The following is a 14,225-nucleotide window of genomic DNA, read 5'->3' on the forward strand; positions in this document are numbered from 1 at the left end:
CACGGACAGCATCAACAATAACAACAATTGCAGGCTCCGGAGGCTTCATGAAAAACCCTACCACCCTGCCGGCCGACGGCCAGGACTTGCGCCTGCCACTGGCACGGGACATCGACTGGCCGCTGTTCCTGATCAGCGGCGGCTTTCTCGGTGCATTCCTGCTTGCGGCGCTGGTCGACATCGATGCGGTTTCGGCCTTGGTCAACACCTTGTTCGGCTGGTCGACCCGGTTCTTTGGCCTGTACTGGCAGTTACTGATGCTAGCGACGTTTGCCGTCAGCCTGGGCATCTGTTTCACCCGTTGCGGACGGGTGCGTCTGGGCGGTGTGACCCAGCGCCCAGACATCAGCACCTTCAACTGGATCGCGGTGATCATGTGCGCCCTGCTGGCAGGCGGCGGCGCCTTCTGGGCCGCGGCCGAGCCACTGATGCACTTCGCCAGCCCGCCGCCGTTGTTCGCAGGCGTGCAACCGCACAGCGAAGCGGCAGCCACCGCAGCGCTGGCACAGGCCTTCGTGCACTGGGGCTTTCTGGCCTGGGCCGTGCTCGGCAGCCTGCTGGCGATCGTGCTGATGCACCTGCACTACGACAAGGGCCTGCCACTGGCACCTCGCACACTGCTCTACCCCTTGTTCGGCCAACGCGCACTGAAGGGCCCGATCGGCACCCTGGCCGACGCCACATCGATAATCGCGGTGGTTGCCGGCACGATCGGCCCGATTGGCTTTCTCGGCCTGCAGATCAGCAGTGCCCTGCACGCCGTCTGGGGCGTGCCCAACGATGTTCTCACCCAGTCGCTGACCATCGTCCTGGTCACGCTGATGTACACCGTGTCTTGCCTGGTAGGCCTGAAAGGCATCCGGTTCGTCAGTGAGATCAACGTGTGGCTCATGATCGGCCTGGCATTGTTCATGGTGGTGTTCGGGCCGACCCTGTTCATACTCGGCGGCTTCCCCGAAGCCTTCGCCCTGCATGTGGAGCAGTTCATCCCCATGACCCTGTTCCGCGACGACCCCAAATGGCTGGACTGGTGGACGGTGTTCTACTGGGGCTGGTTCATCGGCTACGCACCCATGGTGGCGCTGTACGTCGCGCGGATCTCGCGGGGCCGGACCATTCGCGAGATCATCATGACGCTGTCGATCATCGCGCCACTGGTGACCATGTTCTGGTTCACTGTGGTCGGTGGTACAGGCATCGGCCTGGAATTGCAGACACCCGGCATCGTCACTGCCCATGGCTCCCAGCCTGAAGACCTGCTGCTGGGCGTGACGCAAAACCTGCCCTTGGGTGGCCTGATCAGTGCACTGTTCCTGTTCCTGAGCTTCATCTCGGTAGCCACCAACGGCGACGCCATGGCCTTCACCGTAGCCCTGGCGATGTCCAGCAACGACAAGCCGAAGAAATGGCTGTGCGGCTTCTGGGCCATTGGCATGGGCCTGGCAGCGGTGGTGCTGATCACCATCGGTGCAGGTGGGGTCACGGCCTTGCAGTCCTTTATCGTCATTACCGCCGTGCCGGTATCGCTGGTGATCCTGCCGGCGCTGTGGGATGCGGTGCGTATCGCCCGGCACATGGCCCGTGAACAAGGCGTCTGAATCATGATGCATGCAGGTACAACAACAATGTCCAAACCCGCTTTTGCAATGACCGCGCTACGCCCGGCCGAACAGGTCATGGACCTGGCGCGGCTGGGCAGCCAATTCCAGAGCCCTTTGAGCTTCGTGCGCAGCAGCATGCGGCGGATGATGAACCAGCGCTGGCAAGTCCTGCGCACCCGCTTCGACCTGGACGGTGCAGGCTTTGGCACCGCCATTTACCGGATAGAAACACCGAACGCCCATTACCATTGCGTGATCTTCTCGGCCTATCTGCCCCCGGAAAAACGCAGCGACCGGGTTATCGCCGACCAGTGGGATGTAAGCTTCGTGCTGGTTGCCGGCGATGTCGACGATAAGCAACTGGCCGACTTGCAGCGCAACGTGCCCCTGCAGGAAGCCGGGCGCTTCGACGCCCGCGTACTGGTGCTGTCGCGGGCCAACCGCAGCCTGCGCAACTTCGACAAGTTCCTGGCGGCGCTGGCGGAAGGCAACCAGCCTGATCCGTGCCAATTGGCCGAGGTCGGCTACCTGTATCGCACTACCGCCGTGTACGGCAACGGCAAGTTCGGCATTGCCGACTTCGCCTGCCTTCAACGCAACCCGGACTTCAATCAGCCGTTCAGCGCACAGATGTTCACCGTATACCTGTTACGCCACTTCAGCATCCAGCAGGTCGAGCACATGGCGCGCGCCCTGAACCCGCAACGGGCGGTGCCACTGGCCACCGAACTGCAGCGCTACCTGGGCGTCGGCAACGCGACCGGGCTGGGCATGGCGCCATTTCTGATCAACCACCCGCAATTGATCGAACGCTGGATCAGCACACGCGAAACCGCCCTGGCACGGGTGCTTGCGCAAGCGCCGCAACCGGCCTGCCTCGCGCGCCTGCAGCACCTTCTGGCGCGGGCCAGCCAACACCTTTCCCAGACCCTGACCGAAGATACTCGCCAGCAAGCACAGAACCAACAGACACTGGCGGAGCTGGCGGCGCTGTCCGACTGGCTTGATCGGCAACCCTGCAGCGAGGGGCTCTGGCCTCGCCTGCTGGGCTGGAGCCAGGCACATGCGGGCCTGGGCTGCCAGGAACTGCTGGTGAGCCTGCTGCTGGAGCTGTACCCCGAACAGGTCACACCGCTGGCCGAGCACATGAGTGTGGAGGAAGGTTGGCGCCTGGACGCAGAGATGCCACTGGTGCAACTGCGGGCACTGATCGAGCAACGCTACGCATGGGCGTTGGCCTACGACCTCGACGACATCGACGCCCAACATTTCTTCTGGTATCGCTCCGCCGAAAAGGAGGAACCACGCTTGGGCATGCGCAGCGAAGAACCCGGCGCCGAGAAGGAAATGCAACTGGGCATCGCACGCAACATCCAGCGGTGTCATGGAGCGCTGCTCGCGCACCTGCGCACCCAACCCCAGGCACTGACCGCGCACTTCCTGATCGCCCAGCCGGCATTCAAGGGCACCGTGCGCCGCCTGCAAGGGATGGCGCAGAGCACTTATGGCGAGATCCGCGCCAACCTGCTGGCGCGGGACATGCTGCCCATCCACCTGCTGCGCTGCAAGCTGGCGTTTTTTGGCGCCGGCAAGTTCGACCCCAAGTCCAGCCGCTGGGTACGCATTACCCTCTTCCAGGGGGCACCGCTGGTCAGCGAGATCGGGCAGCCGTTCACCGACGACTGGAACTTTGCCGTCATGCCGCAAGGAGGCCTTTGACCATGCGAGTGTCGCTCAATGAAATCCAGGTCATGTGCCGCAAGGCCTTCGAAGGCATGGGCTTTGCCGCCGGGGACTGTGAAGACGCCGCCGAGCTGGTCGGCTGGTTGCAACTACAGGGGCTGGACGGTGTAGGCACACTGGCCAAGGCGCTGGACTACCTGGACCGCGAAGCAGAACGGCCCTATGCCCTCAGCCATGAAGACAGTGCCCTGCTGGTGATCGACGCCCAAGGCCAGAGCGTCTTGCGCTGCGCGGCTACCGTCGTGGCGTTGGCACAAAGCAAGGCACTGCGCGCTGGCCAGGCAGTGCTGCGCATCCAGCACTGCCACAACCGCCTGTTGTTGCTGGGCTATCTGAGCCGAGCCGCGCAACTGGGCCTGCAGGTGCAGGCCTGTTGGGGCGATGCCCGCCAGCAACACCAGGCCAGCTTCAACGCAGGCGCCGCCTGCCCCGAGTTGCGCAGCGTAGATCAACCCTGCGCAAGCACCGCGATGGAGCAAAGCATCACAGTCGTGTTCAACCGGCCGACCCACCCGCAGCCACATGTCGCGCTCTCATCAGACGCGCTTGTTCAGGGCTTCACGGTCAGCGAGCACACCTGGCAGCGGCTCAAGCAGTTTGCCAACCAGGTTCTGGTCGAAAGCACCGAAGCGTCACGCCGGCACGGCGCCGGCGGTGGCAACGATGCTGACTGACCCTTTCGATTACCCCAGGAATACACACCCATGAAATACGCAATCAAGACTGACCTGTACGCCTCCAAGGCGCCGCTGGAATGGGCCGTGGTCGGCAACGGCACACTGTACACCGCGCAGATCCCCATCGACGCCAAAGGGCAAGTGGTGGCGGGGGGCATTGATGCCCAGACGCGTCAAACCCTGGACAACTTGCGCCATACCCTGGAGGCAGCCGGAAGTTCGCTGGATGCCGTGACCCAGGTACTGATCTATGTTACCGACCGCAGTTACCTGGCGAACGTCAACAGCATCTACGCCGAGTACTTCCAGGCGCCTTACCCCAACCGGGCGGCGATCGTGGTAGCAGGGCTGGCGCGCGAGGAAATGCTCGTGGAACTGGTCGTCCATGCGTGCGTGCAGGACAGAAGCTGAGCGCTGCTCCTTAGCGCCCGCTAATGAAATAGAACGTCGCCAACCCTGCCCCGGTCATCAGCAAGGAACCTGTGACGTGCAAAGCGATAGAGCCCAGAGCCCATGAAATACGCCCCTCCTGGATGAGAGACACGACCTCTGCGGAGAAAGTGGAGAACGTGGTCAGTCCGCCACAAAACCCGGTGATCAGCAGCAGGCGCCATTCGGGGCTGAGCGACGGCGATGCGGAGAAGAATGCGATGGCCAAGCCAATGATGTAGCCACCAAGGAGGTTGGCCAGCAGGGTACCTGGCGGCACAGCGGGGAAAAGTGCATTGAGCTTCATGCCCAGGCCCCAGCGAAGCCAGGCACCGACCATGGCACCAATCCCGATGGCCAATAGCGACTTCAACATACAGTGTCGCGCTCCGGGCAAAGAACTGGCAGGCATTCGGTACCGGCATCAGCCGCCAGCTTCAGCCGATCGGCCTTGCAGATGTATTTAGGCTTGTTTCGCGGTGCCAGCTTGGCGGCGGCCTTTTTCTGGTGTGCTTGCAGCAACTGCTTGATCTTCTTGCGACGGTTCATGGTGCCACTCGGTACGGGGTTGATCAGGTAGAACACATCATAAATGATGGAACCAGGCCCTGGGGGCGCGGGTGAATCACTCGTTGCCCTGGCGCTTGGCGTTTTTCTTGACGATGGCCTTCATCCGCGTCGCAGCGCGCTGCACGGTGGCCATCTTCTCCGGGCGTTTCATGCCGCGCCACTTGCGGATTTCCTCACGGGTTCGGCCACAGCTCACGCACAGCTCGCTGTTGAGCTGGCAAAGCGAGACGCAGGGGTTTTCGATGTCTTTGGCCATGGGCTGCTCCGGTTCTGGCCGCGGATGATAGCGCACGACGGCCAGATGCGCCGAGAACAGGGCGCTCCACAGGCCCTCAAGCCGCTGCGGCCCTGTCGGTATCGCTGCTGACCTCGAACTGCCCGACCAGCTTCTGCAGCTTGCTGGCATTGGCCTTCACCGTCTCGGCACTGCTCTGCAGCACCACCGCCGTCTGGCGCATTTCGCTGGACGACTGGTTGACCTGCTCGATGGTCTTGCCATAAGCCAGGCTGCGCTGGTTGAGCTGCTGAATGATCTGGAACATGCTCTCTACCGCCAGGTGCAACTGTACGTTCTCCGAAGAGGCATCTTCGGCCAGGCGCAAACTGTCATCGACGTTATGTACCCCCTCCTCCATGAAACTGACGGCTTGCTGGGTTTCATTCTGCAGGCCTTCGACCATGTGCCGGATATCGTCGGCCGCGCGCGCCGTGCGCGAAGCCAGGCTGCGCACTTCATCGGCCACCACCGCAAAGCCCCGGCCATGCTCACCCGCGCGTGCGGCCTCGATGGCGGCATTGAGGGCCAGCAGGTTGGTCTGGTTGGTGATGTCGCTGATCAGCCCGCTGATGTTGCCGATCTGCGCCATCCTGCTGTCAAGCAGTTGCACACTGGAAGAAGAACGCGCTACCACATCCCGAATCGACTGGGTGCCCGCCTGCACCGCCAGGTACTGCTCACGGGCCCGGCTGACCACCTCGTCCATCGCCTGCTTCATCTGCTCTGCGCTGACCGAAGCCTGCTGCAGTTCGCCCAGTTGCTCCTCCATGATGATCATCATCTGGTGCACCGCCTCGGCCACTTCGGTGGAGGTGACGCTCGCTTCGTGGCTGCGCCCCAGCATCATCTGGTTGGTGGCGCCCACCGTGCGGCTGGCCTTGACCACTTGGCCCACCACCGAGTCCAGACGGTCGATGAAGCTGTTGATCCAGCGCGCCATGTCGCCACTTTCATCGTTGGCCATGGTCGTGGTGTCCAGGCGTTGGCGCAGGTTGCCCTCGCCCTCGGCGATGGTGCGCAGTACATCGGTCATGCCATTGAACCTGGCAGCGAGCCGCCTTGGCCCCAGCGCACTGAAAAGCAGTGTGGCAGCCAGCATGCTCACGGCCAGCAGCGCATCGTTGATGCCTTGCGCCAAGCCCGCGTAGTGCTGCACCAGGAAGTTGCAACCAAACAGGCCGGCCATGATCGCGATGTACGGCTTCATCAACCCGTAGCTGAGTGAGCGTCGCCGGTAGACCTCCTCCAGATCGGCTTCGCACATCATGCCCCACCGGTCCGGCGAGCCCGGCAACTGGAATGTGACGCCTTTGCCCACCACTGGCACATGGCGATAGTCCGAATAGCCAGGGTAAGTCACGAACAGGTTGGCGCCCTGGCGGATGGTTTCCCGCACGCCTGGATGAAGCTCTCGGGTGGCAGGGTCGGTAAAGCGCAGCTCAAGCTCGGTATGGCGCTGGACCTGCACGGTGCTCCATGGCGTATGCACCCCACTCTTGAGGTTTTCCCCGTGGGTGAAAGTGCCGTCCTCGAAACGCGAGCGCGACAAGGCGGTACCCGGTTTGATAGCAGGGTCGAAATGCGATTGCGCCATGAACAGGTAATTGTCACCGGACTCGGCATAGATATGCCCGGCCTCGCGCTGGATCAGGTCGCCCAATACGTCATTGGGCACCCGACCGCAGAGGCATCCGTAGACCTTCCCTTGCGCTTTGAGCGGCTGATAGAACATCAGTGTCACTTCGTCGTGAAACCGCGACGACGAGGGGCCGATCTGCAAGGTCAGCGGATCACTGTAGGGCCCGTGCAAAAACGGCGCCTTCAACCCCTGGGCCAAGGCGCCCAGTTGCCCGATGCATTGGCCGTTACTGCGTTGCGCCCAACTCGACAACACAACCGTGCCACTGGTGTCGATGATGAACAGTTCCGAGAAGTCGTTCGCTTGAGCGAGCTTGTCCAGCAATGGCGTGCGGTCGTGAGCCAGGGCCGGGCCAAGGTTTTCAGCAAGTTCCGCCAGGTGTTCCCACTGTTCTCTCGCCCAGCTTTGCAGCAACTGCATGCGGGTCTGGGCTATGGCTTCGAACGTCTGCTCGATGACCGGATAAGTCGATCGATTGAGCCCGCAGGACCAGCGCATGCTGAGCTTGCCGGTTTTTCCGAACCACGGCAGCCAATGCTTCTCACCCGATGACAACTGCATGGAACCACTTGAGAGCGACATTATCTTCACCATAAGCGACATCACAATGGCAAAGTGACAGCAAATAATAAGCCAACTCGTATGCAAGCTAATGATTAGGCAGGTAGCCATGCCCTCGGTACGTCATCTTCGCACCAATGACGTGCAGAAATTGCCACCCGCGCCAATATGGGTCGCCCGCCACAGGACCTGATCTCATTCACCGCCAGTACTGCGTGTCATCGACAATCTGTTCATGCCCTGCAAATAGCGCCGGCAGCTGCTCCTTGAGATAGTCGATCCAGGTCCGCACCTTGGCATCCAGATAGTGCCGCGACGGGTACATGGCATACAGCGCACACTCACGCAGACGGTAAGGCGCCAGCAAACGCCGCAAGCGCCCCTGCTCGATCGCCTGGCTGGCCGTGTAGAACGGCAACAGCCCGATGCCCATGCCCAGTTCACTGGCCACCAGCATCGCGTCGGCAACGTTGGTCAGGAAGCTGTCGCGGGGCGCGATCACGCAGTGGTCCAGCCCCAGCGGGAACACCCAGTCGCCCTCATACATCGGGTACGCCATGCGCAGGCAGCGATGCTCATGCAGGTCTTCAGGCCGCTCGGGCACGCCATGGACCTCCAGGTAACTGGGCGCGGCGCAGGGGATGCTGAAGATGGTGCCCAGCGGCACAGCGATCAATTGCGAGTCGGGCAAGGCTTCGTCCACGGTGATCACCACATCGTGCCCTTCGGCCAGCGGGTCGGGGTTGCGCTGGGACAGGGTCAGCTCCACCACCACCTCCGGGTATAGTGCGTTGTAGCCGGCCACCAGCGGCATCAGCAACAGGCCAAGGCCGTGCGGGCAATGCAGCCGTAGCCGGCCGCGGGGGGTCAGGTGCGCGCCGCGCGCCTCGCCCACCGCCTCTTCGGTCAACAGCAGGATCTGCCGCGAGCGCTCCAGAAACCGCTCGCCGGCCTCGCTCATGCGCAAGCGCCGGGTGGTGCGGTGCAGCAGGCGAGTCTGCAGCTGATTCTCAAGCTCGGCGACGATCCGCGACACCTGCGCGGCTGAAATGTCCAGGGCATTGGCAGCCGCAGCGAAGCTGCCGCACTCCACTACCCGGGTGAAGGTGCGCATGGCGTGCAGCATGTCCATGGGGCTCGGCTCCTTGTTCGTTCTTATTCGTACGTTCCAGGCAGGAATCTATCACGGCTTAGCCCATTTATTGTGCACAGCCAAACAATACATCATTGGTAAAACATTGAAGAAGGAGCCTGCCATGAACATCAAACGCTCGATCGCGCTGCTTGCGCTCTCTGCCACCTTCGCCTCGTTCGGCGCCTTGGCCGCCCCAGGCGCCGCCCAGCCGGCCGCCAACGACAGCGCCAACTACGAATACGGCATGCCGCTGGATGTAGCCAAAGTGGTGTCGATCTCCCCGGCCAGCAACATTGCCGATTGCCAGGTGGGCACCGCACACATGGTCTATGTCGACCATCAGGGCCAGACCCACGAGGTCAACTACCAGGAGATGGGTAACTGCTCGCAGCAGTGATTCAGGCCAGCACCTGGGTGATCCAGCCAACCTGCCTGGCAAAGTCCTGCAGTTTGTGTGGCGCGATCGCATCCCGGGCACGTTCGAAGTTGGCCAAGGTCTGCTGCTTCTGGCGCAGCATGCGTTGCCACTTGGTGACAAACGCCGGGCTTTTCTCCCGCATCAGCAGCGGGCCGAAATACAGCTCTTCGGCGCTGTAGACCACCGCCCCGCCCGGCTCGGCAACGATGATCTCGTAGTCGAAGCGGTTCTCGCGCAACACCTCTTCGCAAACGATCCGGTAGCCGTTGGCCATCAGCCATGCCCGTAGCTCACCCTCACCGCCGTTGGGCTGCAAGATCAACCGCTCGCTGCCGCTCAGGCGTGCCTTGCCCCGCTCCAGGATTTCGCACATGGTGTCGCCGCCCATGCCGCAGATACTCACCGCCGAAATGCGGTCCTGCGCCTGGATCGCCTCCAGGCCATCGGCCAGGCGGATGGTGATGCGCTCCTGCAGGCCGTTGCGGCGTACATTACGCTGGGCCGAAGCATAAGGCGTTTGCGCCACTTCCCCGGCCACACCTGCTTCGATCGCGCCACGCAACGCCAGCGCCACCGGCAGGTAGCCGTGGTCCGAGCCGATATCGGCCAGGCGCGCGCCTTGCGGCACATGCGCCGCCACACGCTCCAGGCGCATCGACAATGTCTGTTCGTTCAACTCAAGCCCCTTGCTCAACAATCGGCGCGATTCTGACCGCCGTGGCGCGGTATTACAATGCGCGCGGGCCAAGCGGTGCCCTGTGGCTCGACCCCTGCGCCGTGCTCGCGTAGGCTTGCGGCTTTCCTTCCGTCGCAAGTGCACCCTCGCCTACCTCACCCCGCCTAGTACGGTGATCTCAGCGCAAGCCACCTGATTGCATACCCTCAAATGCATTACCAGCGCGGGAGCGACCAAGATGAGCCAAGCCGAAGTCACTGAAAGCCAACGCACCGTCGATGAACTGCTGCCCACCCGCCTCGTCGAGAAGGCGACTGGCCTCGAACGCCAGACACTGGTGCGTTTGCAGGGCTTCCCGCAGTTCGTGGTGCTCTCCATGCGTGCCGATGGTCGGCCGGCCAAGATCGCTTGGCTGAAAAGCGAGGTCGATGCCTGGATCCTCGCCCGCGCAGCGGAGAGGAAACCCACCCAGGCACCTACAGAACCCGCATGAACCGTATTTGCTTCACCACGACTGTGCCGTCAGAGCGCAGCGACACCCCCAGTCCGCTTGGCGTTGGACATGAAGTTTTCAATCACGCAACAAAAAGCCCGGACAACGCGCACACGCAGCCGGGCTAGGGGGTACAACAGATGTCAACCAATGATAGCTGCAACCAAGACCAAGCACCACGCGCTGCCGGGATCCGCTGGAGCGCTGAGTCCAAAGAGACTCTGGACCTGATTTCCGAAGACTTCATCCTCCTATCCTCCAGTGACAAGCCGTTCTACCACAAGCGCTCGGGGGACCAGCTGAACGAAAAGGGGTTCCGACACTTCTGTGCCAAGCACTACGGATCCTTGGAGGGTGAAAAGTCGGACAAGGACGGCAACACGACCGAGAAGCGCCTGAACTCTGGCGAGTTGTGGGGCAATCCTGACTTCAACATCGACAGCCGGCGTGTAGTCCGACGCATCGTGATGGAGCCTACCCGTACCCCGGAGTCGGACTGCGACCTTGAAGTGTACAACCGCTGGTTTGTGCTCAAGGAAGAAATGGTTACCCCGCACCCGACCGCTACGCCCAACGACATCGCTATTTTCCTGAACCACCTGATGTACATCAGCGACGGCGACAAAGCCGGCGTCGCGTTCTTCCTGAACTGGTTGGCACAGCTGTACCAGACTCCCGACGTGAAGCTGCCGAGTGCCATCGTGCTCTATTCCAAGTTCGGTGGTGTGGGTAAGTCAATGCTCTGGGATTTGCTCAAGGAAGTGTTCGGACACTCGATGGTCGGCACTTGCAACGGCGCCAGCCTCAACAAGTCTTTCGACGATGTGACCGAGCACAAGCGCATCCTGTTCGTGAACGAAATGGCAAAGTCTGACAGGGCGGACGGGTACGAGCGCTTCAAGAACATGATTTCGGAGGAACAGGTATCGTTCGAAGGCAAGGGCAAAGCTGCGCGGGATATCCGCAACATCACCCACTACGTGGTCACTACCAACAACGACGACGCCCTGCCCCTGATGGAAGGCGACCGCCGCGTGCTGGTGCTACGTTGCAGCGCCCAGCCAAAAGAACCTGGTTACTACAAGGAGCTGGGCGCCTGGATGGCAGGGCCTGGACCTGCGCTGCTGGCTGGCGTGCTGTCCCGCTGGCAGTTCCCGGCCGAGTGGGATCCGAAAGCACCTGTGCCACAGACCGAGGCCAGCCGCGAAATGCAACATGCTGCGCGCAGCGCGCTTGTCTCCTTCATCGACGAGCTGGTGCAGGACGGCAAGGCGCCTTTTGACCGCGATCTTGGTCGTTGCACCGGGGTCATCGAGCAGCTTGGCACCCTCTACCCGACCGCGACGAAAGGATTCCGACTTGACCCGGTGAGCCTTGCCAAAGCATTCAGAGCGCTGGAGTACAGCCAGGTCAATGCCAAGGCCACACGAGCGGCGGACAAGGCATGGTGCTGGCGCAACTTTGGCTGTTGGGATTCCCAGTCGCCAAAGGTGTTCAACGCGCACATTGGCCAGGGCGTCACGCCCCCAGGCTACCCCAATGTAGCGCTTGTCCAGGGAGGTGCCGACCATGGCCGTGCATGACTTCAGCGCAGCGGCGTTGCGCGCCTATCGAAAGCGCCAGGACAAGGGCGCCATCGAAGTGGTCGCCAGCGACAGCCCGCTGGCCATTGCAGCCAGGGTGGCCGATGACATGGAGGTCATCGATCTGAAATGGCTGGCCGAGGTCGATGACCAACTCTCACCCGAGCACATCCAGACGGTGCGCCACGCAGCGCACATGGGTGCTCACCTGCTGTACGGCGCGCCGACCCCGGCGCAAATCCTTGGCATGGCGCACAACTTCCTGCGCTATCTCGACCGCATCGGCGTGCTGGATGCGTGGAGGAGAAAGTCATGATCATCGAAATCATCGGCCGGGCCATGCAGCTCGGCCTGGTGGCGGTAGTGGTGCTCGGCCTGTACGGCTGGGCACAGGAGGCCGCCGAAGAACGCGACGAGCTGTGCCACCTGGCCGGCGAGCACCTAGAGTCTACCGCCTGGGAGAGGATGGACAGGGCGAGCAAGGACAAAGCGGAGAAGGCGTATAGCAACGCCTGCAGCGAACCTAGCGACTACCAAGGCTTCTAGTGGTGAAGGTTGCCGTGCTGGTCGGCAAGGAATTCTGCAGTAGCAGCAGGGCTGGGGGCGGGCACGGGGTGGTGCTCGTCTTCATAGCGCTCAACCATGTCCATCAGATGCTCAAGCTCGTGCCCTTCGGGCGTGTCCACAGCGGCGCCCCATAGCTCGTCTAACCGCGCAAGCGCCGCTGCCAGGTCTTTGTCACTACGAACCGCCTTGATAAACATCACACTGTCTCCGCATCAATCGCATCGTACTCTTTGTGGGTGCCCACGAATTTCACGTAAATGGCCTGCCGGTCATAATCGATAGACACCACCAGCCGATACTTGTTACCCCCAATATTGAACACTGCCCTGCTCCCCTTAAGGATGCTTACCTTGGGCAAATCGGCCTGAATGTCGTGCGGGGTGCTGTAGGTCGCCCCCTTATGTGCTCGTGCCATGCACTGAGTGGGGTTTCAGCATCGGGATGCATGGCCCAAAAATCACGTAAGGGCTTCTTCGAGATTACGCGCATGCACAGGGTTCCTCCCGCCATACGAGAGATAGTATCCGCTAGTTGCACTGCGCGCCGAAGGTACGACGGACGGTTAGCCTCGAAGCCTGGGTGCGCAAGCCGGTGCCGGGGTTGATGGACAGGATGCTGGCGAATAGGTAGCGTCGGCACAACTGCAGGGCCTGGACTGCCCCTGCGCCCCATCACCTCTACGGCAGAATTTTGCATGAACGAAGCACTGCAACCGCTATACGGAGCCGCCCAAGATATTGTATTGGCGGCTGCTACACTACGCCAACAGCTCACCAATGAGCCTGTTGTTGAGCATCTGCGTTTGGTACTCATGAGTGTGGAGGGCAGTTTCGCGGACATTGACCTAGGTATCAGAACCCTACCAAGCAATGAATTGCTGAAGAAATTTAATACGCTCGCCAGGACCGCACTCGATGCTGCGCGCCAACTCCAGACTTCCGGAAACAAGGAGTTTCAGGAAACCGGGGCCTACCTTGAGGGTCGTGGTCACATACTAATGAGCCACGTCGCCGCGTTAGCCTCAAACATTGCCGGCAAAGAGTTCGAGATTACCAAGTCTGAGCTGGCCACTATGAAGGCTGAGATTGATGATTTTGCGCGAGAGCAGAGAGACAAGCTCCAAGACCTGCACAAACAAATAGGCAATGAAGAAGTTCGTGCATCCAAGCTTGGGGTGGAGATATCGGGTTTAGAAGGCCTTACGCACAATGAGAGGCAGAAGATTCATGACGCATTCAGGGAAACCCAAGACTATTTAGACAGCAGAAAGGCGGAGATCCTGGGGAAAGAGAAAGAGCTGAACCAGTTGATAGGTCGAGTGACTGGCACTGCCATGTCTAACGAATACGATAGAAGTGCCAGGAGCGAAATGGTACGGGCGGACTGGCTTAGGTATGCGGCACTTTTTTGCATGCTCGCAATGGTGGTGATTGTAGGCTTCTCAGCCTACGAGACTTTGAATGGCGTCTTCGACTGGTCGAAAGCTCTGGCGCGATTCAGTTTTGTCCTCGTTCTGTCTGTGCCTGCTGCTTACTTGGCACGAGAGTCTACCAAGCACCGTTTACAACAATACAACCACCTGCAAACATCTTTGGACATTGCAGCTTTGCCGCTCTTCATCGGTTCGCTGCAGTCAAAAGATCAAGATAAGGTGACAGCGGCAATTGCCCTAAAACTGTTTGCTAGTCGAGAACAAACGACAGCAAATGGCGACTCTTACCCCGTCAATGTGCACGAATTGCTCATGGAGATCATCAAGAAACTTGAGGTGCCAAGCACGCCTGTTGCTGGCAAGTAACATTTTATCCGGGCGCGTCCGCTGCGCCCCTGTGCACGTCAGTCATCCACCATCTTCC

18 protein-coding genes are annotated in these 14,225 nt (G+C 61.1%); 10 read left to right on the top strand and 8 right to left on the bottom strand.

Features of this window, described 5'->3' with window-relative positions:
* Positions 1-47: 47 nt before the first annotated feature.
* Genes ACMGF5_RS23070 through ACMGF5_RS23085 form a run of 4 tightly spaced genes read left to right on the top strand, consistent with a single transcriptional unit; the run spans position 48 to position 4,432 of the window.
* Positions 48-1,598: a BCCT family transporter gene (locus ACMGF5_RS23070; protein ID WP_414157267.1), complete on the top strand. Its 1,551-nt coding sequence runs from the start codon at positions 48-50 to the stop codon at positions 1,596-1,598.
* Between the two features lie 27 nt (positions 1,599-1,625).
* On the top strand, positions 1,626-3,320 hold the full coding sequence (locus ACMGF5_RS23075) for a hypothetical protein (RefSeq protein WP_414157268.1): 1,695 nt from the start codon (positions 1,626-1,628) through the stop codon (positions 3,318-3,320).
* A 2-nt stretch (positions 3,321-3,322) separates the two neighbouring features.
* Entirely contained in the window at positions 3,323-4,018 is a 696-nt protein-coding gene (locus ACMGF5_RS23080) for a DUF3726 domain-containing protein (protein ID WP_414157269.1), read from the top strand.
* 30 nt (positions 4,019-4,048) lie between these two features.
* On the top strand, positions 4,049-4,432 hold the full coding sequence (locus ACMGF5_RS23085; RefSeq protein ID WP_046786030.1) for a RidA family protein: 384 nt from the start codon (positions 4,049-4,051) through the stop codon (positions 4,430-4,432).
* A 10-nt stretch (positions 4,433-4,442) separates the two neighbouring features.
* Here the strand turns inward: ACMGF5_RS23085 and crcB are convergent, their stop codons facing one another.
* The 5 genes from crcB to ACMGF5_RS23110 form a co-directional block, all read right to left on the bottom strand.
* Positions 4,443-4,826 (bottom strand): fluoride efflux transporter CrcB, encoded by a 384-nt coding sequence (gene crcB, locus ACMGF5_RS23090; protein ID WP_115274644.1) that lies wholly within the window; start codon positions 4,824-4,826, stop codon positions 4,443-4,445.
* Positions 4,820-4,999: a DUF2986 domain-containing protein gene (locus ACMGF5_RS23095; protein ID WP_046786403.1), complete on the bottom strand. Its 180-nt coding sequence runs from the start codon at positions 4,997-4,999 to the stop codon at positions 4,820-4,822. The genes crcB and ACMGF5_RS23095 overlap by 7 nt, the downstream gene beginning before the upstream one ends.
* 76 nt (positions 5,000-5,075) lie before the next feature.
* The gene (locus ACMGF5_RS23100; RefSeq protein WP_012314714.1) at positions 5,076-5,276 is read right to left on the bottom strand and encodes a DUF1289 domain-containing protein; all 201 of its coding nucleotides are present in this window, start codon (positions 5,274-5,276) and stop codon (positions 5,076-5,078) included.
* A 76-nt stretch (positions 5,277-5,352) separates the two neighbouring features.
* A complete protein-coding gene (locus ACMGF5_RS23105) occupies positions 5,353-7,608 on the bottom strand; it encodes a methyl-accepting chemotaxis protein (RefSeq protein WP_414157270.1) in 2,256 nt (751 codons plus the stop codon).
* Positions 7,609-7,696: 88 nt separating this feature from the next.
* Complete coding sequence (locus tag ACMGF5_RS23110; protein ID WP_414157271.1) at positions 7,697-8,629, bottom strand: LysR family transcriptional regulator; 933 nt, start codon at positions 8,627-8,629, stop codon at positions 7,697-7,699.
* A gap of 130 nt (positions 8,630-8,759) precedes the next feature.
* Here ACMGF5_RS23110 and ACMGF5_RS23115 point away from each other — a divergent pair, with 130 nt between their 5' ends.
* Complete coding sequence (locus ACMGF5_RS23115; protein WP_115275533.1) at positions 8,760-9,029, top strand: DUF2790 domain-containing protein; 270 nt, start codon at positions 8,760-8,762, stop codon at positions 9,027-9,029.
* Between the two features lies 1 nt (position 9,030).
* Here ACMGF5_RS23115 and ACMGF5_RS23120 read toward each other — a convergent pair whose 3' ends face one another.
* Positions 9,031-9,726, bottom strand: coding sequence for a tRNA (adenine(22)-N(1))-methyltransferase (locus ACMGF5_RS23120; protein WP_046786026.1), 696 nt, complete (start codon positions 9,724-9,726; stop codon positions 9,031-9,033).
* 238 nt (positions 9,727-9,964) lie between these two features.
* Between ACMGF5_RS23120 and ACMGF5_RS23125 the strand changes: the two genes are divergently transcribed.
* From ACMGF5_RS23125 to ACMGF5_RS23140, 4 genes are all read left to right on the top strand, one after another.
* Positions 9,965-10,219, top strand: a complete 255-nt coding sequence (locus ACMGF5_RS23125) for a helix-turn-helix transcriptional regulator (RefSeq protein ID WP_414157272.1) — start codon at positions 9,965-9,967, stop codon at positions 10,217-10,219.
* Positions 10,220-10,359: 140 nt separating this feature from the next.
* A complete protein-coding gene (locus tag ACMGF5_RS23130; RefSeq protein WP_414157273.1) occupies positions 10,360-11,802 on the top strand; it encodes a primase-helicase family protein in 1,443 nt (480 codons plus the stop codon).
* Positions 11,789-12,118 carry a hypothetical protein gene (locus ACMGF5_RS23135; protein ID WP_414157274.1) on the top strand — a complete coding sequence of 110 codons (330 nt, stop codon included), beginning with the start codon at positions 11,789-11,791 and terminating at the stop codon, positions 12,116-12,118. The genes ACMGF5_RS23130 and ACMGF5_RS23135 overlap by 14 nt, the downstream gene beginning before the upstream one ends.
* Positions 12,115-12,348 carry a hypothetical protein gene (locus ACMGF5_RS23140; protein ID WP_414157275.1) on the top strand — a complete coding sequence of 78 codons (234 nt, stop codon included), beginning with the start codon at positions 12,115-12,117 and terminating at the stop codon, positions 12,346-12,348. Before ACMGF5_RS23135 ends, ACMGF5_RS23140 begins: the two co-directional genes overlap by 4 nt.
* Here ACMGF5_RS23140 and ACMGF5_RS23145 read toward each other — a convergent pair.
* Positions 12,345-12,566 carry a transcriptional regulator gene (locus ACMGF5_RS23145; RefSeq protein WP_414157276.1) on the bottom strand — a complete coding sequence of 74 codons (222 nt, stop codon included), beginning with the start codon at positions 12,564-12,566 and terminating at the stop codon, positions 12,345-12,347. The genes ACMGF5_RS23140 and ACMGF5_RS23145 overlap by 4 nt on opposite strands.
* Positions 12,566-12,784, bottom strand: coding sequence for a type II toxin-antitoxin system HigB family toxin (locus tag ACMGF5_RS23150; protein WP_414157277.1), 219 nt, complete (start codon positions 12,782-12,784; stop codon positions 12,566-12,568). The genes ACMGF5_RS23145 and ACMGF5_RS23150 overlap by 1 nt, the downstream gene beginning before the upstream one ends.
* A gap of 279 nt (positions 12,785-13,063) precedes the next feature.
* Between ACMGF5_RS23150 and ACMGF5_RS23155 the strand changes: the two genes are divergently transcribed.
* The gene (locus tag ACMGF5_RS23155; RefSeq protein WP_414157278.1) at positions 13,064-14,167 is read left to right on the top strand and encodes a hypothetical protein; all 1,104 of its coding nucleotides are present in this window, start codon (positions 13,064-13,066) and stop codon (positions 14,165-14,167) included.
* The last annotated feature ends 58 nt before the right edge of the window (positions 14,168-14,225 follow it).

The organism is Pseudomonas sp. BNK-15 (assembly GCF_047456105.1).
Taxonomy (GTDB): Bacteria; Pseudomonadota; Gammaproteobacteria; order Pseudomonadales; family Pseudomonadaceae; genus Aquipseudomonas; species Aquipseudomonas putida_E.